This window comes from Streptomyces sp. NBC_01210 (assembly GCF_036010325.1).
Lineage (GTDB): Bacteria > Actinomycetota > Actinomycetes > Streptomycetales > Streptomycetaceae > Streptomyces.
In genome coordinates, this window is the sequence record NZ_CP108549.1 from 3,792,806 (window position 1) to 3,811,790 (window position 18,985).

The following is an 18,985-nucleotide window of genomic DNA, read 5'->3' on the forward strand; positions in this document are numbered from 1 at the left end:
CAGTCGCCGGCGGGGCTCCGCACGGAACCCCGCCGGCGACTGGGATCGGGGTCCGCGGCGGAGCCCCGCTACTCCACGAACAGTCCCCGCGCCGCCGCTCTCGTGTCGAACTCCTCCAGGCGCGCCTGCGCGTCCGGCAGGTCGTCGCACATCGCCTCCAGCAGTACCCGGCCCAGCAGCATCGGCGCGCACGCCGTGTCGAAGGCCAGGCCCGTGCCGACCGCCGCCGGGATCAGCAGGTCGCTGTGGCGCGCCACCGGTGCGAACGCCGAGTCCGCGACCGTCACCACCTTCAGGCCCGCCGAGCGCGCGTACGCCAGCGCCTCCACGACCTCCTTGGGGTGGCGCGGCAGCGCGAAGCAGAGCAGCGCGCTCGCGCCCGCCCGTCGGGCCGTGTCGATGCGGTCGGCGAGCAGCGTGCCGCCCTCGTCGAGCAGGCGCACGTCCGGATGCACCTTGGCCGCGAAGTACGCGAAGCCGCGCGCCTGCGAGGACGCGGCGCGCAGACCGAGCACCGGGAGCGGGCGGGACGCGGCGAGCAGCCGGCCCGCGCGCTCGACCGGGGCCGGGTCGGCGAGCAGTTCGGCCAGATGGCGCAGGTTCTCGATCTCGGCCTGCACCGCCTGCTGGTACTCGTTGTACGTGTCCTTCCCGGCCTCGCTCTCCTCGGGCGCGACCTCCCGCAGATACTTGCGCAGCGCCGGATAGCCGTCGAAGCCCAGCGCGACGGCGAAGCGGGTGACGGACGGCTGGCTGACCCCCGCCAGTTCGGCGAGTTCCACGCTGGACAGGAACGGCGCATCGGCGGCCCGGCGCACCATGCTGTGTGCGATACGCCGCTGGGTGGGGGTGAGCCGGTGCCCCTCGAAGAGCTGCTGCAGCCGTGCGGCAGGGCTGTCGCTCATGCCATCCCCCTCATCAGGTCGGTCGTCTCCGTCATCAGATCCGTGAACCGGTCGAGCAGCGCCGCCGCCCCCGTCACATCATCGGTCAGCGGCCGGTCGGCGAGCTCGTCGTTCAGTACGGTCTCGGCCAGCTCGAAGGCCCTGCCCACCGGGAGCTCCGGATCCGGCCGCAACCCGCGCTGGCGCAACGCCCGTACCGCGGCGACGAGTTCGCAGCCGACGACGAGCCGGTACGCGCCGCCCGCCCGCAGTGTCTGGCGCGCCGCGAGCGAGGCGAAGCCGGCCTGCTCCTCGACGCCTCGGGACAGTACCGCGTGGCCGAGCGAGGCGGGGGCGGAAAAGGCCCGCAGATCACCGAGGGCCGCGCCGGCCGCGTACTCGAGGATCATCACGCCGGAGCTCGCCGCCTCCGCGTCCGCGAGGAAGGGCCGCAGCCGGGTGAAGGCGGGCTCGTTCAGGGCGGAGAGCCGGGAGGTGGACAGCCGCGCGGTCTGGATTATTGCGAGCCTGAAGTGGTCCAGGTCCAGGGCCAGTTGGGCCATGTAGAAGCCGCCGTGGTGGTACGCCGCCATGTCGGACGCACGGATCAGCGGGTTCTCGGCGGCCGCGTTGATCTCGACGGCGAGGGTCCGCTCCAGCGCGTCCGCAGCGTCCTGGGCGGGCCCGTGGATCTGCGGCAGACAGCGGAATCCGTACGGATCCTGGATCCGGCCGAGCGGCGGTGTGGGCCGCTCGGGCGCACCGAGCAGCCGCCGCATCCTGGTGGCGACGGCGTACGTGCCGGGATGCGGGCGGGCCGCGTGCACGGGTTCGGCGTACGCCTCGTAGGAGCCGTCGACCGCGAGCAGCGAGAGCGCGGCGACCAGCTCGGTGGCCGAGACGAGGGCGCGCAGCTCGTCCAGGGCGAGCGCGGCCTGCCCGAGAGTGAGGGCGTTGGAGCTGATCAGGGCCAGGGCGTCGTTGTTGTCGAGGGCCTGCGCCTCGGGCGGCGGGCCGCCCTCCCAAGGGTGCTCACCGGCCAGCGCGAGGCCCAGCTGCGCCAGGGCCGCGATATCGCCGGTGCCGACCGAGCCGAACTCGTTGACGACGGGATACGCACCGCTCTCCAGCGCCTCGCAGAGCGCGGTGACGACGCCGGGCCGCAGCCCGGCACCGCCCGCGAGCAGCTGGTTGGCCCGTACGGCGAGCATGGCCCGGACCTGTCGGGCCGGCAGCGGATCGCCGATCGCGCCGGCGTGCGAGCGCAGCAGCCGCAGCCCGTGGTCGGCGGCGGCCTCGGTCGGTACATCCTCGTTCCGGTTGGCACCGACGCCGGTGGAGCGCCCGTACACCCGGCCCGAGGCGGCGAGCTCCCGCGCGGCGTCCCAGGAGATCTCGACGCGCTTGACCGCTTCGGATCCGGGTACGGGACGGGCCGCGCCATCGGCCAGTCGGACGATGTCCGCGACCGGGAGGCTCTGTCCGTCGAGGACCACGATGCCGGTGGGCGAGTCCACCATGCGGGACGACATCACGCGCAACCCCCTCCCTTTCGGACGGCTTGTCTTGCTCCCCGAGCATCCGTAACCAGTGATTACCCCGGGGCATTGACATTTTATTCAGACACCGAGAACTCTGCATGACGATATGCAGGCCGGGCAAGGGACGACTGATGATCAAATTCGAAGCAGTGCTGCGTCTCTCCGGGGGACACCCCCGGACCCCCGGAGCGCTTCCCAACGGCACCACGGCAGCCCACGACCTCACCTGGAGATGGACCAGGGCGGTATCACCGTCCTGGTCGGTCCCTCCGGATGCGGTAGGACGACCGCGCTCCACATGATCAACCGGCAGGGTCGCCCCATCTCGGGCGGATCCACGCCGAACAGATGGACATCCGGGAGGCCAAAGCAGCGTGGCTGAGTTGGCGCTGGCCCGGCTCGGCGCCGTACTGACGACGGAGCAGCCGTGTAGGACGCCTGCACCGGCTGCCCCCACCCGGGGGGCGGGAGCAACTCCCGACCGGGTGGGGGCAGGACCGCCCCCCAGGTACCCCCAAGGGAAAACAGTGGGGCTAACCCCACTGACGCGACGGCCGGTCGCACGTAGCGTGAACGACTATGGAAGCCCGCGACCCTGAGCTCAAAAAGGAGCTCGACGCCACCCTGCACGCCCGCCGCGAGCTGGGGGAGGAGTACGAGTCCGCACTCGTCGAATCGTTCCTGGAGAAGGTCGAGCAGCGGCTCGACGGCACGGTGGACCGCCGTGTCCGCCGCCAGCTTGCCGAGCAGCAGATGGTGGTCGCCCGTGGCGCCCGCCCGCCGCACTCCTCGGAGTCGAATTTCGGGGAGCGCTTCGGCTTCGGCATCGTCTCGATGATCCTGGCCATCCCGCTGTCGGCGATCGGCGTGGTGAACGCCAACCTCGAGGGCCTGGTGGTGACCTGGCTCGGCATCGTCGGCGTGAACGCGGTCCACGCGGCCAGGGGTTGGCCGTGGTTCCGCCGGCAGCAGCGCGAGAAGTCCGACTGGGAGGACTAATTAGGCCGCCGATCCGGTCCGCCGTAGTCGGGCCGGAAGGCGCTCAGCCGGTCCGCGACGTGTGTCAGCCAGTCGGACGTCGCATGCGGTTCCGGCGGCTCCACCTCCATACCCAGTTCCGCCGCACCGACGACGTAGTCGGGTTCGTCCAGAGCGAGAGCGACCAGCTCGCGCAGCTCACCGACAAGCCGGGCCACAAGCGTACGGTCCGTCGTGGCGGCGTAGTCGTCGATCGCCGCGTCGTGGTCGGCGAACTCGTCCGGCATGTCCTGCGAGAACCATCCACCGAGGAACTGCGTCAGTTCGGGGAAGCGGGCGTGCCATTCCCAGTGGGTGTCGGGGACCGGCGACGGCGGCGGAACTTCGCCCTCCTCGATGCTGCGCCGGGTGTGGCCAGCGAGGGCGAGCAGCCACTCCCTGACCTCGGCATCGGGCACCCCGGTGTCCGGCAGCGGGTGGAACTCACCCAGCCGAAGTCGCAGTCGACCGGGGGGATGCTCGGCGTACTCGCGGAGCTGCTGCTCCGCCACCGCCAGGGCCCATGGGCGGCTGTGCCAGGTGTGTCGGAGATAGGCGGTGAGCGCCGAGCTGGGCCGCTCCGGCGTGTCGTCGGCAAGCTGGCCGACGTACGCACTGAAGACGTGGTCCAGCTCGCCGTAACGGCGGTCGAACTCCAGGGGCTTCAAGGACATGGGCGCGCGCCTCTACACGTAGATGGGGAAGGTGGAGTGCACGACGAAGCCCTGCGGCCCGGCCGGCTCTCGCCGGAGCACCACCCGAGCGGCCCGCACGTCCACCGGCCCACGGCCGGCGAAGACCATGGCCTGGAGCAGCACACGGCCAACCGGATCCGTGCGGGACGGCCAGGCCGCCTCGATGGTGAGGCGCGGGCGGGTGCCCTGGGCGAGCCAGCGATGAATGGCCTGTTCGTTACGGTTGACGACCTCCTGGGTGGCCCATTGAGCTGCTTCCCGGTCGGGGTAGGTGGCGGAGCGGGTGAGCACGGGTTCCCCTTCAGGCGGTGGTTCAGATGGGCATGAATGCCCAGATCAGGGCGACTTCGGCGTCGTTCACGGCGATCAGGCCGGCATCCCAGCCGTATCGGCTGAACGGATTCATTCCTGTGACGGGTTGTTCGTAGAAGTCCGGCTCCTTCCCCGTCCAGCCGATGTTGGAGTAGAAGCGGGTGCCTTCGGCGAAGCGTGCCATGATCACTTCCGCCCGGCGTTCCATCTCTGACCGACGCTCCTCCCACCGGTACGTCTTCCGGACGTCCCAGCCGACGATTCCGAGCAGGACTAGCAGTGAGGGGACCGAAACCCGCGGAAGCTCCTTCACGGGTGAACGGTGATGTTCCGTTTCCTCCCGTGTCGAGGGGGGCGCCAGCCAGGGGAACAGCGGATCTTCCAGGCGCTCCGGTTCCTCCTCGTCCGGATCGATCGACCGCCAGCCGCGCGCGTCCTGCGCCTCGCCACGAATGATCGCGGTGACGTCGAGCCACCACTCGGCATGCTCGCGCGGTGCGACCCGGACGAAGGTGTAGCTGTCATCGTAAAGTTCGAGCGCATCGGCCCATTCCTCAGCGCTGAGGTCTTCCATGGTCCACTCCTCTACTCAGGCGCTGATGTGAAGACGACGAAGGGCGGGTCGAGGTTCGGGTCGTACTTCAGACGGGTGGTCACCCCATGGGCGTCCTCGACGGGGCCGGGGGTGGTCCTGTCCAGCTGCCCTGATGTCCGTCCCGTCACGGTGGGTCCGGCGAGCGGCCCTTCGTTCGGGACCGAGGCGACCTGGAACGATTTCGATGGCGGGTCCGGGGGCGGATTCTTCAGCCAATCCTGGATCTCTGCCGTGTTCTGGCGGATGCAGTACTGCGTGTACTTCTGGGCCGACTCCAGGTCCCGGAAGCTCGACGTCGCGGGAAGCTCCAGCTTGCCCGACGACTCCTTGGACTGGTCCCGGTGGCGCTGCAGCAGCTGATCGTCGGTCTTGCCGACGTGCTTGTCGAGCGTGTGCCCTCCACTGAGCTCCTCGTTCGTCGCGAGGTCCAGCGAGTACATGAATGGGATGGGGCTCTCCCCGCCGCGCTGCCAGCTGTGCTCCCGCTTGAACTCGTTGAGAGCTCGCCCGCCGAAACCCTGGGCCCGTGCCGTCTCGGCCTGGTAGGTCGGCGCACTGAGTACGGCCTCTTCCAGCTCCGGGAGGAGGTTGTTGAGTTTGGCGGCCGCCTCGGTGAACTCGCGGTGGTAGTTCTCGACTGCGGCGTCCATCCCGGCCTTGTCCATGTGGGACCGGAAACTGAGCACGACCTGGGTGACGATCCCGCCCACCGCGAGCTTGGTCAACTTACCGAGGTCGATGTCCGTCAGGTCCTTGACCATCGCCTTCGCGGCTTCGGTCCCAAGGCGGCGGGTGGTCTCGGTGGTCCGGTCACCGACGTCGGCCATGTGCTCGAGGATCCCCGGCACGGCGTCGGCGGTCTTCTTCAGCACGTCGAGGATGGGCCGCTTGGGACCACGCTGGTTGCGGTCGGTCCGCCAGCTGCGTCCGGCCCGGTTCCGCTTGCCGTCCTCACCCAGCGGCCGTCCCCATTCGGTGGTGCCCCAGATCGACTGGCAGAACGCCTTCATCGCGCCCTGCCACTCACCGTTGCCTTTCGGGTCGGTGATGTAGGCGATGGCCGCCGTGAGTTCGTCACCCGCCTTCGTTACGTCGCCGGCGAGGTTCCGCCACGCCGTGGCCATATCCCGGACCTCGTCCTCGCGCATGCCCGGGGTGATCTCGTGGACCTTGCCGAGGCGCAGGCCCTTTTCAATCCCAGGCCTGATGGCGTCCGCGAGGAAGTCCGGGACCTCGCCGATTGCGCCGGAGATCCACCAGGAATCGACGTCCTCGCCGGTGCCCGACCACTTGACGGTGTTGACCGGGCCATAGCGCGGCGGCTTGTTGATGACGACCGGCTCCGGCCGGCTGGCGGGCTGCGGGCCCTTGCGGCCGTCGGCCTCCCAGTCGGCCAGTACGTAGTGGTTGGCGGTGAGGGTCAGTCCGACGGCCACTCCGCCGACACTCACCACCGACCTGCCCCAGGCCTCCAGGAACTTCTCGGTCACCTTCATGTAGGCATCGGCGAAGGCATCCGCGCCGTGGCCGGTGCCCGCGGACTGGTTGTACTTGTTCAGGACGTCGACCAGCACGAAGGCACGCTCGGCATGCCCGAACTGTGCTTCCTTCACCAGGCCCGAAGCGTGGTAGACGTGCGGCGGCTGGACGTCGAACCCTCCGGGCTGTGCGGGGGGAGGCGGCGTGCTCATCAGGCCGCCCCCCAGCCGCGCAGCACAGCCCGGTGGGCGGCCGCGTAGGTGACGTGGCCGCTTACCACGCGTTCGTGGAGCCAGGTCTGGAGCGCCTCCAAATCCTGGGCGGACACATCCCACCGGTCGAGTTCGTCGACGAACGCGTGGCGAGTCTCGCCCTCCCACGTCAGGACGACCTTCTCCACCCGGTCGTACAGAATCTCCAGCTGTTCGTTCGTCGTCCTGGCGATGTCCTCAAGTTCGGCGGCGAGCTCGGACAGGCTTGGGAAGTCGACGGCTATGTCGTCGTCGCCCGATGGCACGCTGGTCCCCCTGGATTCACAAGTCGTGGATTCGACTGATCGGCGCGGCTGTCGGCGCGGATGCCGTGTGGCGTGTGGAAAGGGCGGCTGCCTCCGCCTCGACATCCAGGTTGACCTGGACCCGCCTGAACTGCCGCAGCGTGTCGAGCTCTTGCGCCGTGAAGCCACCCTCACTCAGGCGCACGGCCTGCGCCAGCACCTTCATCACTTCCCGAATCCGCACCGCGTCTTCCGCCGCCCCGCGGTGACGGCTGCGGTAGGCCTCCGCTGCCGGACCGCGCCAGTGCGCCTCGATCCGGTCGACGATCTCGTCCATGCGCCGCACTTGCCGGTTGAGGTATTCCTGCATGGTGTCGAGGTCATTGGCGAGCTTCTTCAGCTTCTCGGGCTGCACGGCGAGATCTGCTTTACCCGCACCTTCCCCCATTGGGTTCCCCCTGTGTGAACTCCGGCTCCACCCTTGGTCCCTGCGTTAACCGTAGCAATCCGCACCGCCCGCACCTCGTAGGGGAGTCGCACCCTGGCGCGTCTCCACGTGGCCGCTCAGGACGCCGGACGGACTACGGCGACTTCTCGCCGGGACCCGGTGGGATCCCGAGGAGTTCCGCGACGATCTGCAGGGATACGTCGCGGGGAGACTCGACCGGCCCGACGGTGTGCTGATCATCGACGACACCGGGTGTGCGCCACGAGGCGCTGAGGAATCGTGCGGGAGGGAGAACCCCCCGCTGGCCATCGCAGTGGCCGGTTGAAGCTGGAGGCAGGCGGAACCCCCCGCGATGCTGCCGGACCAAGTACATCCAGTACGAGAACGATCCTCCGCCTTGCGATTGCACGCATCAGACGCCGCAGGGCCCGCCCTGCGGGCGGACAGCGCTACTTCCAAAACCCGCCCCAGCACCTGGCTCGGCCACGGGGCCGGCAAAAAAGTCTTGGCGGGGACCGCCGCACCCCCGGCGAACCGGAGGGCGGGACGACGGCGGTCCCCGCGTGGGACACGGTCCCGGGTCAGGGCCGGTCTCCGCGTCCAGGGCGTCTTGGGAGGTCCGGGAGCCGCTCCGGAGGTCCTAGACGCCGCTGTGGGTGTCGGCCGGGTTACCTGCCCGGTCGCCCTGCCGACATCCACCACTGTGCCGGACGCGTGTTAAGCGGGTGCTGCGTGAACGTGACGCGCTCGTACCTTTTTCGCGGCCGGGAGGTCCGGGAGGTTGCCCCCGGACCGGGCGCGACGGAAAACACGCATGCTTCCGCCGCTAGTTGCCACCCTTCGCCAGGAACGCCAGCAGGTCCTGACGGCTCACCACACCGGTGGGCTTCCCCTCGACCAGCACGATCGCCGCGTCGGCCTCGCCGAGCACCTTCATCAGGTCGCCGACCGGCTCGCCCGAGCCGACCTGCGGCAGCGGCGAGGACATGTGCTTCTCCAGCGGGTCGGACAGCGAGGCGCGCTGCGTGAACAGCGCGTCCAGCAGCTCCCGTTCGACGACGGAGCCGATGACCTCCGCCGCCATCACGTCCGGGTGTCCCGCTCCCGGCTTCACGATCGGCATCTGCGAGACGCCGTACTCCCGCAGCACCTCGATCGCCTCGCCGACGGTCTCCTCCGGGTGCATGTGCACCAGGCTCGGGATCTTGCCGCCCTCCTTGTCCTTGAGCACGTCGTTGACGCTCGCGGACGGGCCCTCGCCCTCCAGGAAGCCGTAGTCGGCCATCCACTCGTCGTTGAAGATCTTGCTGAGGTAGCCGCGGCCGCCGTCCGGCAGCAGGACGACCACGACGTCGTCGGGGCCGAGCCGCTCGGCCACGCGCAGCGCGGCGACCACCGCCATGCCGCACGAGCCGCCGACGAGCAGCCCCTCCTCCTTGGCGAGGCGGCGCGTCATCTGGAAGGAGTCCTTGTCGGAGACGGCGACGATCTCGTCGGTCACCGTCCGGTCGTACGCACTCGGCCAGAAGTCCTCGCCGACACCCTCGACGAGGTACGGCCGGCCGGAGCCGCCGGAGTACACGGAGCCCTCCGGATCCGCGCCGATGACCGCGACCTTCCCGTCGCTGACCTCCTTGAGGTAGCGGCCGGTCCCGGAAATGGTGCCGCCGGTGCCGACGCCCGCGACGAAGTGGGTGATCCGCCCGTCCGTCTGGTCCCAGAGCTCAGGACCGGTGGTCTCGTAGTGCGAACGGGGGTTGTTGGGGTTGGAGTACTGGTCGGGCTTCCAGGCGCCCGGAGTCTCCCGCACCAGCCGGTCCGAGACGTTGTAGTACGAGTCGGGGTGCTCGGGGTCGACGGCCGTCGGGCAGACGACGACCTCGGCGCCGTACGCACGGAGCACATTGATCTTGTCCGTGGACACCTTGTCCGGGCAGACGAAGATGCACTTGTAGCCCTTCTGCTGGGCCACGATGGCAAGTCCGACACCAGTGTTTCCGCTGGTCGGCTCGACGATCGTGCCGCCGGGCTGCAGCGCGCCGCTCTGCTCGGCCGCCTCGATCATGCGCAGGGCGATCCGGTCCTTCACCGAGCCGCCGGGGTTGAAGTACTCGACCTTGGCCAGGACGGTCGCCTGGATGCCTGCGGTCACGCTGTTCAGCTTCACCAGCGGGGTATTGCCGACAAGACTGATCATCGAGTGGTGGATGCGCACAATGTTTCTCCGGGATCTCCGTAGTGGTGCGGCCAGCGTAAGCCGACGAGCACGGGATTGGGCGACGGTAGCTACGGGGCAGTTAGCTGATGACTGCCGTTGGCTGACGTACGGCCACGAGGTGGCTACGAGGAGGTGGCTCGGACCGTGTCGAGGGCGAGGGTGGCACGACGCATCGCCGCAGGTGCGGCCTACGGCGGCGGCAGCATCGGGCTGCTCGGGGCGGCGGCCGTAGGGGTGGTGCTGGCCGAGGTGCAGCTGGCGAAGCGCTCGGTGGGCGGGGGCAAGGCTCCGGTCCCGCCGCGCGGGGACGGCATGTACGGGCTGGCCTTCGGGCGCACCGATCCGCTGCTCCTGGTGGTACTCGGCGACTCGACGGCGGCGGGGCAGGGCGTGCGCCGGGCCGGTCAGACGCCGGGGGCACTGCTCGCGTCGGGCCTGGCGGCGGTGGCGGAGCGGCCGGTGGAGGTGCTCAACATCGCGCTTCCGGGCGCGATGTCGGACGATCTGGAGCGCCAGGTCACGCTGCTGCTCGCGGACCGGACCCGTACGCCCGACGTCTGCGTGATCATGATTGGCGCGAATGACGTCACGCACCGGATGCCACCCACGCAGTCCGTCCGGTATCTCTCCTCCGCGGTGCGCAGGCTGCGTACAGCGGGCGCGGAGGTGGTGGTCGGCACATGCCCTGATCTGGGCACGATCGAGCCGGTGTACCAGCCGCTGCGCTGGCTGGCCCGCCGGGTCTCGCGGCAGCTGGCCGCGGCCCAGACGATCGTGGTGGTGGAGCAGGGCGGCCGTACGGTCTCGCTGGGCGATCTGCTGGGCCCGGAGTTCGCGGCGAATCCTCGCGAGATGTTCGGCGCGGACAACTACCACCCGTCGGCGGAGGGGTACGCGACGGCGGCGATGGCGATGCTGCCGACGCTCTGCGCGGTGCTGGGGCTGTGGCCGGAGTCGGACCACCCGGAGGCGGACCGCAACGAAGGCGTGCTGCCCGTGGCCAGGGCGGCGGCGACCGCGGCGGCGGAGGCGGGCACGGAGGTCACGGCCGCGAGGGCGCCCTGGGCACTGCTCAAGCACCGCAGGCGTCGGCGTCTTCCAGCACCTTCGCCGACGACGGAGCCGGCAGCTTCGGAGGCACACCAGGCGTACACAGGCACGGGAACGTCCGGTGGCGCACCGGGCGCAACCGGTCGCAACCGGTCACGGGAACGTCCGGACTGAGCGGACGCTTAGAAAAGAGGCCCGCATCACACGGCTCGCACGGTGACCTACGCGATACGTACGGGTAACTTCCCAGTCAGTCCTGCGTACTCTCGCCCTCCTGGAGCCGTGATGCCCGAAGCCGTGATCGTCTCTGCTGCCCGCTCCCCCATCGGCCGGGCCTTCAAGGGCTCCCTGAAGGATCTGCGCGCCGACGATCTGACCGCCACGATCATCCAGACCGCGCTCGCCAAGGTCCCCGAGCTCGACCCCAAGGACATCGACGACCTGATGCTCGGCTGCGGCCTGCCCGGCGGTGAGCAGGGCCACAACCTCGGCCGGATCGTCGCCGTGCAGATGGGAATGGACCACCTCCCCGGCTGCACCGTCACCCGCTACTGTTCCTCCTCGCTCCAGACCTCCCGCATGGCGCTGCACGCCATCAAGGCCGGCGAGGGCGATGTCTTCATCTCGGCCGGTGTCGAGATGGTGTCCCGCTTCGTGAAGGGCAACTCCGACACCCTGCCGGACACGCACAACCCGCTCTTCGCCGAGGCCCAGGCCCGCACCGCCGCCGTCGCCGAGAACGGCGCCGCCGACTGGCACGACCCGCGCGAGGACGGCCTGGTCCCGGACGCGTACATCGCCATGGGCCAGACCGCCGAGAACCTGGCGCGCCTCAAGGGCGTCACCCGCCAGGACATGGACGAGTTCGGCGTACGGTCCCAGAACCTCGCCGAGGAAGCCCTCAAGAACGGCTTCTGGGAGCGCGAGATCACCCCGGTGACGACCCCGGACGGCACGGTCGTCTCCAAGGACGACGGCCCGCGTGCGGGCGTCACCCTGGAGGGCGTGCAGGGCCTGAAGCCGGTCTTCCGCCCCGACGGCTTCGTCACCGCCGCCAACTGCTGCCCGCTCAACGACGGCGCCGCCGCGCTCGTGATCATGAGCGACACCAAGGCGCGCGAGCTCGGCCTGACCCCGCTGGCCCGGATCGTCTCCACCGGCGTTTCCGGCCTCTCCCCCGAGATCATGGGCTACGGCCCGGTCGAGGCCTCCAAGCAGGCGCTCAAGCGCGCCGGCCTGACCATCGGCGACATCGACCTGGCCGAGATCAACGAAGCCTTCGCGGCCCAGGTCATCCCGTCCTACCGGGACCTCGGCCTGGACGTGGACAAGGTCAACGTCAACGGTGGCGCCATCGCCGTCGGCCACCCCTTCGGCATGACGGGCGCGCGGATCACCGGCACGCTCATCAACGGCCTGCAGTTCCACGACAAGCAGTTCGGTCTGGAGACCATGTGCGTGGGCGGCGGTCAGGGCATGGCGATGGTCATCGAGCGCCTGAGCTGACGCACTTCTCGGGCCCTTCGGAGCTCAAGTCGTGACTGAATCTCCCCCAGGATGTGACCTATGCCCTGGGGGAGAGCTGTTTCCCCAGGTCAGAGTGGTTTTCCCGCTAAACACCGGGGCCAAAGTTCTGTCCAATTCGTGACGTAATGCACTGACAGGACGAGCGGGTTCACCGCAAGCTGATGTAGGAAGTCGGGGGGATCGATGAAACAGGGAGTACGTCAGTGAGCGCCATGCCTCTTGCCCTGCTGCTGACCGCGGCCACCGCCACGGCCGTGGGCGCCGCTGCCCTGCACGCCGCCTACCGTCTGCGCAAGCAGGTCACCGCCCTGCGCACCGAGCTGGCCAGGACGCACGGCACCGGCCGCCTCGCGGTCGTACCGCAGGCCCGCGCCACCCCGGCCGCCGAGATACGCGCCGCCGTCGCGGAGGCGCTCGCCGAGGAGCGGGAGCGCGAGCTGGCCGAGGCGCGCGCCTTCTGGGCCGCGCAGGAGACCCGCGACGCGGCGGACGCCCCCTCGCTGCTCGGTGGCCTAGCCGCCCCCGGCGAGGAGCTCCCGTTCTACGTACCGCGCCAGTCCGATTTCGTGGGTCTGGAGGCGATGGACTTCGACGCGATCGAGGCGTTCGACGACATGGCGGACCTGCCCGAGGTGACGGAGTTCGCCGAGGACTCCCCCGAGCTGGCCGCCGCCCGCCGCCGCCACCCCTCGCACCCCGACTTCGTGCCGGTCCAGACCCCGGTGGTCACCGACCATGAGCGCACCGTGGCCCGCCTCGAGCAGCTCGCGGAGACGGGTACGGAGCTCACGGACGTACGCCCCGGCCCGCTCGGCACACTCGATGTCTATGCCTTCGCCGACGGCACGACGCTCTGTCTGACCCCCGGCCACCGGGAGACGGCGGAGCGGCTCGCCGAGGCGGTGCGCGCGGGCGACAGCCCGGTGCTGCTGGGCGGCTCCGGTGTCTCCGGCGCGTACGCCCTGACCTTCGCGTGCGGCGAGGAGAGCGTGTACATCCTCGCGGACCGCGTGATCGCGTCGCTCTAGCCCGCCCCCCGGGTGCCGGCCCGGCCCTTGCACGCACCGTCCCACGGGTGACAGCCCGGCCCCCCGCACGTCAGGCCCCGGGCTACAGCCCCGCCCGGCCCATCGCCGCCCGCACCAGACTCACGGCCTCGTCGACCTCCTCCAGGGAACCGGACGGGGCCGCTCGCAATGCCTCGGCCAAATCCCGCCCGGCCACCATCAGTTGATCAGCAACCGCGAACGGACCCGCGTCGGGCATGATCCGCGGCGCCCTGTCCGGTACCTCGATCCGCTGGGCCCGCAGCGCCAATTCCCTGGCCAGCCCCAGCCCTTCGGCGGCCGCACCACGCTGCAGCCGGCTCTGCGGCGCGGCCCGCAACCGGTCGGCGAAGCGGTCCACGGCGGCCGTCAGCTCAGTGGTATCAAACACGCCGCGACCCTACGCGCCGCCCCCGGCCTGTTGCCAATACGCGAGCGCTCAGGCACGGTGGCGGGAAGGAGCACACGCGCAACGCGTCCGGAGGCGCCGATGTCCCAAGTCTTCTCCGAAGAGACCCATCGAAATCTGCTCTCGCGAATCCCCCATTGCACCGGTCGTGAAATCTCCGACTGGCTCCGCACCGTCGACGAAGGCCCGTCCCTCTTCCGCTTCGAGGAGAAGGTCAGCTGGCTCCGGAGCGAGCACGACCTCGCCTACGGACACGCCAAAGCGATCATCCATGAGTACGACCTGAGGCGGGCAGCGCGCAAACTGCTCTAGCCGCTCCAGGTGTGCCGAAACCGCCGAAGGGCCCACAGGCGGTTGCCTGCGGGCCCTTCGCACGACTACAGCCGACTGCGTCAGTCGTCGCCCTGGAGGATCGACAGCAGTCGCAGCATCTCCAGGTAGATCCACACCAGGGTCATGGTGAGGCCGAAGGCCGCCAGCCAGGACTCCTCGCGCGGGGCGCCGTACGTGACCCCGTCCTCGACCTGCTTGAAGTCGAGGGCCAGGAAGCACGCGCCGAGGATGATGCCGATGACACCGAAGAGGATGCCGAGGCCACCGCTGCGGAAGCCGAGGCCGTCACCGCCGCCGAACAGGGCGAACAGCAGGTTCACGGCCATGAGGAGCATGAAGCCCATGGCAGCTGCCATCACGAAGCCGTAGAAGCGGCGGTTGACCCGGATCAGCCGGGTCTTGTACGCGATGAGCACACCGACGAAGACACACATGGTGCCCATGACGGCCTGCACCACCGTGCCCGGGCCGATGTAGGTGCTGACGGCGCTGGAGATCACTCCGAGGAAGACACCCTCGAAGGCCGCGTACGCCAGGATGAGCGCCGGCACCGGCTTGCGCTTGAACGCCTGGATGAGCGAAAGGACCATGGCCACCAGGGCCGCGCCGATCGCGATGCCGTACGACTTGCCGATATTGGCTTCGTCGACCGGCAGCATGACCCAGGCGAGCACCGCGGTGAGGACGACCGTGCCGAGCGTCATGGCGGTACGCGCCACGACGTCGTCGATGGTCATCACATTGGCGCGGGCAGGAGCCTGCGGGCCGGCGCCGTACTGCGCGTCCGCCGGTGCGTAAGGGTTGGTCGCGTACGGGTTGCCCGCGCCCTGGGCGTAGGGGTTGGTTCCTACGGCGGGGCCCCCGGCCTGCGGCTGCTGCGCGTTGAACCCCGCGTAGCCGTTGTCGCGGCTGAACCCCCGTCGCGAGAAGACCGGGTTACTGCTCCTCATTTCACTCCTCCATGGCCACCCTGCGCGGCCTTGACGACAAGAGTAATGCGAAGGCAAAAGCAACACTCTAGTGCTCGGGGAGGATCTTTCCAGGATCGTGACCGGACCCGCATCCAGGACGGCGCCCCGGCGGGGCGGTCAGCTGCAGGTGGAAGCGGCAATGAAGTGCCCGGAGCCGGACTTGAACCGGCACGCCCCCGAGGGGCAGCGAGGTTTAAGCTCGCCGTGTCTGCATTCCACCATCCGGGCAAGGCGTGCGGTCCGCTTCGGCCCCTGAGCCTATCCGGGTGGATCTACCGGTCTGCGGGCCCTGTGGCCCGATGTTGTCTTATTTTATTGGCTTCTGAGGGTGCGTCAGTGCAGGTAAGGGGGCATTCGTACCCGCACCGCACGGCCGCCGGCGGCCCTCGCGCCATCACGGGAATGACGGAAAGTCGCCTCCTCGCGTCTCAGGGACGCCGTCATACCAAAGGAGGAGGAACGGGCCGTGCGGTCCGACCCAAGTGGGCCCCGGGAACGGGCATCCGGACGGACGATCCGCGGCCGGGCGGCGGACAGGATGGGGTGGTCCCCTCAGCCACCTCGACAGGAGCCTTCCTCGTGACCACCACCCCCATCGCTCACCGCGCCACCGCAGTGGCCGCCCGCGCCACGGAACTGTCCAAGGTGTACGGACAGGGCGAGACCCAGGTGGTCGCGCTGGACCGGGTCACCGTGGACTTCCGGCAGGCGGAGTTCACCGCGATCATGGGCCCCTCGGGCTCCGGCAAGTCCACGCTGATGCACTGCGTGGCCGGCCTGGACAGCTTCAGCTCCGGGTCCGTACGGATCGGTGAGACCGAGCTCGGGTCCCTCAAGGACAAGCAGCTGACCCAGCTGCGCCGGGACAAGATCGGCTTCATCTTCCAGGCGTTCAACCTGCTGCCGACGCTGACCGGCCTTGAGAACATCACCCTCCCGATGGACATCGCGGGCCGCAAGCCGGACAAGCAGTGGCTGCAGCGAGTCATCGACATGGTGGGCCTGCAGGACCGGCTCAGCCACCGCCCCACCGAGCTCTCGGGCGGCCAGCAGCAGCGCGTCGCCGTCGCCCGCGCCCTGGCCTCCCAGCCGGAGATCATCTTCGGTGACGAGCCGACCGGAAACCTGGACTCGCGCTCCGGCGCGGAGGTGCTGGGCTTCCTGCGCAACTCCGTACGCGAGATGGGGCAGACCGTCGTCATGGTCACGCACGACCCGGTGGCCGCCTCCTACGCCGACCGGGTGATCTTCCTGGCCGACGGCCGGATCGTCGACGAGATGCTGCACCCCACCGCGGACGGCGTCCTCGACCGGATGAAGGAGTTCGACGCCAGGGGCCGGACCAGCTGAACGACCGCTGACCCGTAGACCTCCGGCTCTCACACCAGGACTGACTCAGACATGTTCCGTACCGCCCTGCGCAATGTGCTCGCGCACAAGGCCAGACTGCTGATGACCGTACTCGCCGTAATGCTCGGCGTGGCCTTCGTCTCCGGCACCCTGGTCTTCACCGACACCCTCGGCAACGCCTACCGCAAGCAGTCGGCCAAGAGCTACGACAATGTCGCGGTCGCCGTCACCACGTACACCAACCAGACCGACGGCAAGAAGAACGCCGGGATCGACAACAAGACCCTGGAGAGGATCCGGGGTCTGGACGGGGTCGCCGGCGCCACCGGGCGGGTCTCCGGCTTCGCCGGCGTCGCCGACCAGGACGGCAAGCTGATCGGCAACGGCTGGTCCAACACCGGTGCGAACTTCGCCCCCGGCAAGGACGGCAAGGACGGCCAGTACAGCTTCACCGACGGCTCGGGCCCGGTGAAGGACAGTCAGGTCGCCCTCGACCAGGACTCCGCGACCAAGGGCAAGTACGAGGTCGGGGACACCGTGCGGGTCGCGACCAACGGCCCGGTGAAGGAGTACACCCTCTCGGGTGTCTTCACCACCGAGGACGGCGCGGTCAACGCCGGCGGCAGCCTGGTTCTCTTCGACACCCCGGTCGCGCAGAAGCTGTATCTGCAGCCCGGCTACTTCAAGGACGTCACCGTCACCGCCGCGGCCGGAGCCTCCGACCAGAAGATCCTGGACACGGTCAAGCCGCTGCTGCCCAAGGACGCCGAGGCGCAGACCGGCAAGCAGCTCGCCGACGACCAGGCCAGGATGATCGAGGAGGGCCTGAGCAACCTCAACACGATGCTGCTCGCCTTCGCGGCCATCGCGCTCTTCGTCGGCGTCTTCCTGATCGCCAACACCTTCACCATGCTGGTCGCCCAGCGCACCAGGGAGCTGGCGCTGATGCGCGCCGTCGGCGCCTCGCGCCGCCAGGTCAAGCGCTCGGTGATGCTCGAGGCGCTGGTCGTCGGCGCACTCGCCTCCGTGATCGGCTTCGTCCTCGGTATCGGGCTGGCGACCGGGCTGCGTTCCGCGATGACCTCCTTTGGCGCGAAGGTGCCGGCGGGTCCGCTGATCATCTCGCCCACCGCGATCGCTTCCGCCCTCGCGGTCGGTGTGCTGGTCACCGTGCTCGCCGCGTGGCTGCCCGCCCGCCGGGCCGCGAAGATCCCGCCGGTGGCGGCGATGAGCAGCGTGCACGCGGTGGCGACCACCAAGTCGCTGGTCGTACGGAACTCCATCGGCGGCGTGATCACGCTGCTCGGCGCGGCCGGGATCCTCGGCGGCGCGGCGGTCGGCAAGGACGGCCGGATGCTCATCGCGGGCGGCGCGTTCCTGACGATGATCGGCATCATCGTGCTGATTCCGCTGCTGTCCCGTCCCGTGATCGCGCTGGCGCGCCCGCTGCTGCACCGTGTGTTCGGAGTGTCCGGCAAGCTGGCCGGCCAGAACGCGGTCCGTAATCCGCGCCGTACCGGAGCCACCGCCTCGGCGCTGGCCATCGGTCTGACTCTGGTCACCGGCCTCTCGGTGCTCGGCGTCACGATGGGCCGTGCCGTGGACAAGATGACCACGGACAACATCAGGGCCGACTACATGGTGACGATGGCCGGCGGCGGTGCGCTGGACAAGTCGGCGCTGACCGCGCTGGAGAAGGCGAAGGGTGTCAGCGCGGTCTCCCCGCAACAGGCCACCTCGCTGGAGATCAAGGGCGAATGGCACTCGGTCTCCGCGGTCACTCCCGGGGACGTGGAGAAGGTCTTCGACCTCAAGACGGTCTCCGGCTCCATGGCCACCCTCGGACAGGGCCAGATCGCGGTCGCCGAGAAGACCGCCAAGTCCAACGGCTGGAAGCCCGGTGACTCGCTGTCGGTGAAGTTCGGCGACGACCACGACGGCGGCAAGGCCGAGACGAAGAACCTGACGGTCGGCGCGGTCTACACCGACAACGAGTTCCTCTCGCCGGTGCTGGTGTCCACGGACATCGTCGCTCCGTACGAGGCGAAGCCGTACATCCCCGAGGTCTGGGTGAAGATGGACGGCGGCCCGACCAAGGCCAACGAGCAGGCGCTGGTGGACGCGCTGGGTAACAGCCCGGCGATGAGCGTCATGGACCAGCAGGACATCCGGAACAAGTTCGGCGGCATGATCAACACACTGCTGAACATCATGTACGGACTGCTGGCGATGGCCCTGATCATCGCGGTCCTCGGCGTCATCAACACCCTCGCGATGTCCGTCTTCGAGCGTCAGCAGGAGATCGGCATGCTGCGGGCGATCGGCCTGGACCGCCGCAAGGTCAAGCGCATGATCCGCCTGGAGGCGGTGGTGATCTCGGTCTTCGGCGCGGTGATCGGTGTCGGGCTCGGGTCCTTCCTGGCCTGGGCGATCGGCGAGACGATCAGGAAGCAGATCCCCGGGTACGCGCTGGTCATGCCGTGGGACCGGATCGGGATCTTCCTGCTGCTCGCCGGTGTGGTCGGGGTGCTGGCCGCGCTGTGGCCGGCGCGCAGTGCCGCGAAGCTGAACATGCTGACGGCGATCAAGACCGAGTAGGTCCTGTACGCCGCAA

18 protein-coding genes, 1 tRNA gene and 1 pseudogene are annotated in these 18,985 nt (G+C 69.4%); 8 read left to right on the forward strand and 12 right to left on the reverse strand.

Annotated elements, in window-relative coordinates; translation table 11 throughout:
- Positions 1-68 precede the first annotated feature (68 nt).
- Positions 69-905, reverse strand: coding sequence for a MurR/RpiR family transcriptional regulator (locus OG735_RS17055; protein WP_327324028.1), 837 nt, complete (start codon positions 903-905; stop codon positions 69-71).
- Entirely contained in the window at positions 902-2,416 is a 1,515-nt protein-coding gene (locus OG735_RS17060; protein WP_327328353.1) for an aromatic amino acid ammonia-lyase, read from the reverse strand. Before OG735_RS17060 ends, OG735_RS17055 begins: the two co-directional genes overlap by 4 nt.
- 140 nt (positions 2,417-2,556) lie before the next feature.
- On the opposite strand from OG735_RS17060, the pseudogene OG735_RS17065 reads away from it, so the two are divergent.
- Positions 2,557-2,756, forward strand: a pseudogene (locus OG735_RS17065) (ATP-binding cassette domain-containing protein); the annotation flags it as partial.
- A 248-nt stretch (positions 2,757-3,004) separates the two neighbouring features.
- A complete protein-coding gene (locus tag OG735_RS17070) occupies positions 3,005-3,424 on the forward strand; it encodes a hypothetical protein (protein WP_327324029.1) in 420 nt (139 codons plus the stop codon).
- On the opposite strand, the gene OG735_RS17075 is transcribed toward OG735_RS17070, so the two are convergent.
- From OG735_RS17075 to OG735_RS17105, 7 genes are all read right to left on the reverse strand, one after another.
- The gene (locus tag OG735_RS17075) at positions 3,421-4,116 is read right to left on the reverse strand and encodes a contact-dependent growth inhibition system immunity protein (protein ID WP_327324030.1); all 696 of its coding nucleotides are present in this window, start codon (positions 4,114-4,116) and stop codon (positions 3,421-3,423) included. The genes OG735_RS17070 and OG735_RS17075 overlap by 4 nt on opposite strands.
- A gap of 12 nt (positions 4,117-4,128) precedes the next feature.
- Positions 4,129-4,428 (reverse strand): RNase A-like domain-containing protein, encoded by a 300-nt coding sequence (locus OG735_RS17080; protein WP_327324031.1) that lies wholly within the window; start codon positions 4,426-4,428, stop codon positions 4,129-4,131.
- Positions 4,429-4,450: 22 nt separating this feature from the next.
- Entirely contained in the window at positions 4,451-5,023 is a 573-nt protein-coding gene (locus OG735_RS17085; RefSeq protein ID WP_327324032.1) for a hypothetical protein, read from the reverse strand.
- A gap of 11 nt (positions 5,024-5,034) precedes the next feature.
- On the reverse strand, positions 5,035-6,735 hold the full coding sequence (locus OG735_RS17090) for an RNase A-like domain-containing protein (protein WP_327324033.1): 1,701 nt from the start codon (positions 6,733-6,735) through the stop codon (positions 5,035-5,037).
- Positions 6,735-7,040 (reverse strand): WXG100 family type VII secretion target, encoded by a 306-nt coding sequence (locus tag OG735_RS17095; RefSeq protein WP_327324034.1) that lies wholly within the window; start codon positions 7,038-7,040, stop codon positions 6,735-6,737. The genes OG735_RS17090 and OG735_RS17095 overlap by 1 nt, the downstream gene beginning before the upstream one ends.
- 16 nt (positions 7,041-7,056) lie before the next feature.
- Entirely contained in the window at positions 7,057-7,434 is a 378-nt protein-coding gene (locus OG735_RS17100) for a WXG100 family type VII secretion target (protein WP_327324036.1), read from the reverse strand.
- A gap of 859 nt (positions 7,435-8,293) precedes the next feature.
- Complete coding sequence (locus OG735_RS17105; RefSeq protein WP_327324037.1) at positions 8,294-9,682, reverse strand: cystathionine beta-synthase; 1,389 nt, start codon at positions 9,680-9,682, stop codon at positions 8,294-8,296.
- 162 nt (positions 9,683-9,844) lie between these two features.
- Here OG735_RS17105 and OG735_RS17110 point away from each other — a divergent pair, with 162 nt between their 5' ends.
- From OG735_RS17110 to OG735_RS17120, 3 genes are all read left to right on the forward strand, one after another.
- Entirely contained in the window at positions 9,845-10,909 is a 1,065-nt protein-coding gene (locus OG735_RS17110; RefSeq protein WP_327324038.1) for an SGNH/GDSL hydrolase family protein, read from the forward strand.
- 111 nt (positions 10,910-11,020) lie between these two features.
- Positions 11,021-12,241 (forward strand): acetyl-CoA C-acetyltransferase, encoded by a 1,221-nt coding sequence (locus OG735_RS17115; protein WP_327324039.1) that lies wholly within the window; start codon positions 11,021-11,023, stop codon positions 12,239-12,241.
- A 233-nt stretch (positions 12,242-12,474) separates the two neighbouring features.
- Positions 12,475-13,290 (forward strand): hypothetical protein, encoded by an 816-nt coding sequence (locus tag OG735_RS17120; RefSeq protein WP_442812614.1) that lies wholly within the window; start codon positions 12,475-12,477, stop codon positions 13,288-13,290.
- A gap of 82 nt (positions 13,291-13,372) precedes the next feature.
- Here OG735_RS17120 and OG735_RS17125 read toward each other — a convergent pair whose 3' ends face one another.
- The gene (locus tag OG735_RS17125) at positions 13,373-13,699 is read right to left on the reverse strand and encodes a hypothetical protein (protein WP_327324041.1); all 327 of its coding nucleotides are present in this window, start codon (positions 13,697-13,699) and stop codon (positions 13,373-13,375) included.
- Positions 13,700-13,798: 99 nt separating this feature from the next.
- Here OG735_RS17125 and OG735_RS17130 point away from each other — a divergent pair, with 99 nt between their 5' ends.
- Positions 13,799-14,029 (forward strand): DUF4287 domain-containing protein, encoded by a 231-nt coding sequence (locus tag OG735_RS17130; protein WP_327324042.1) that lies wholly within the window; start codon positions 13,799-13,801, stop codon positions 14,027-14,029.
- A gap of 80 nt (positions 14,030-14,109) precedes the next feature.
- On the opposite strand, the gene OG735_RS17135 is transcribed toward OG735_RS17130, so the two are convergent.
- Entirely contained in the window at positions 14,110-15,000 is an 891-nt protein-coding gene (locus OG735_RS17135; protein ID WP_327324043.1) for a Bax inhibitor-1/YccA family protein, read from the reverse strand.
- A 166-nt stretch (positions 15,001-15,166) separates the two neighbouring features.
- A tRNA-Leu gene (locus OG735_RS17140) sits at positions 15,167-15,249 on the reverse strand.
- A gap of 351 nt (positions 15,250-15,600) precedes the next feature.
- Here OG735_RS17140 and OG735_RS17145 point away from each other — a divergent pair.
- Together OG735_RS17145 and OG735_RS17150 are read left to right on the forward strand one after the other, a co-directional pair.
- Positions 15,601-16,371 (forward strand): ABC transporter ATP-binding protein, encoded by a 771-nt coding sequence (locus OG735_RS17145; protein WP_327324044.1) that lies wholly within the window; start codon positions 15,601-15,603, stop codon positions 16,369-16,371.
- Positions 16,372-16,422: 51 nt separating this feature from the next.
- Complete coding sequence (locus tag OG735_RS17150; RefSeq protein WP_327324045.1) at positions 16,423-18,969, forward strand: ABC transporter permease; 2,547 nt, start codon at positions 16,423-16,425, stop codon at positions 18,967-18,969.
- Positions 18,970-18,985: the final 16 nt, after the last annotated feature.

Coding starts and splice junctions, on each gene's coding strand:
- OG735_RS17055 (WP_327324028.1), bottom strand. CDS start 905: ATGAGCGACAGCCCTGCCGCACGGCTGCAGCAGCTCTTCGAGGGGCAC.
- OG735_RS17060 (WP_327328353.1), bottom strand. CDS start 2,416: ATGTCGTCCCGCATGGTGGACTCGCCCACCGGCATCGTGGTCCTCGAC.
- OG735_RS17070 (WP_327324029.1), top strand. CDS start 3,005: ATGGAAGCCCGCGACCCTGAGCTCAAAAAGGAGCTCGACGCCACCCTG.
- OG735_RS17075 (WP_327324030.1), bottom strand. CDS start 4,116: ATGTCCTTGAAGCCCCTGGAGTTCGACCGCCGTTACGGCGAGCTGGAC.
- OG735_RS17085 (WP_327324032.1), bottom strand. CDS start 5,023: ATGGAAGACCTCAGCGCTGAGGAATGGGCCGATGCGCTCGAACTTTAC.
- OG735_RS17090 (WP_327324033.1), bottom strand. CDS start 6,735: ATGAGCACGCCGCCTCCCCCCGCACAGCCCGGAGGGTTCGACGTCCAG.
- OG735_RS17115 (WP_327324039.1), top strand. CDS start 11,021: ATGCCCGAAGCCGTGATCGTCTCTGCTGCCCGCTCCCCCATCGGCCGG.
- OG735_RS17120 (WP_442812614.1), top strand. CDS start 12,475: ATGCCTCTTGCCCTGCTGCTGACCGCGGCCACCGCCACGGCCGTGGGC.
- OG735_RS17130 (WP_327324042.1), top strand. CDS start 13,799: ATGTCCCAAGTCTTCTCCGAAGAGACCCATCGAAATCTGCTCTCGCGA.
- OG735_RS17135 (WP_327324043.1), bottom strand. CDS start 15,000: ATGAGGAGCAGTAACCCGGTCTTCTCGCGACGGGGGTTCAGCCGCGAC.
- OG735_RS17150 (WP_327324045.1), top strand. CDS start 16,423: ATGTTCCGTACCGCCCTGCGCAATGTGCTCGCGCACAAGGCCAGACTG.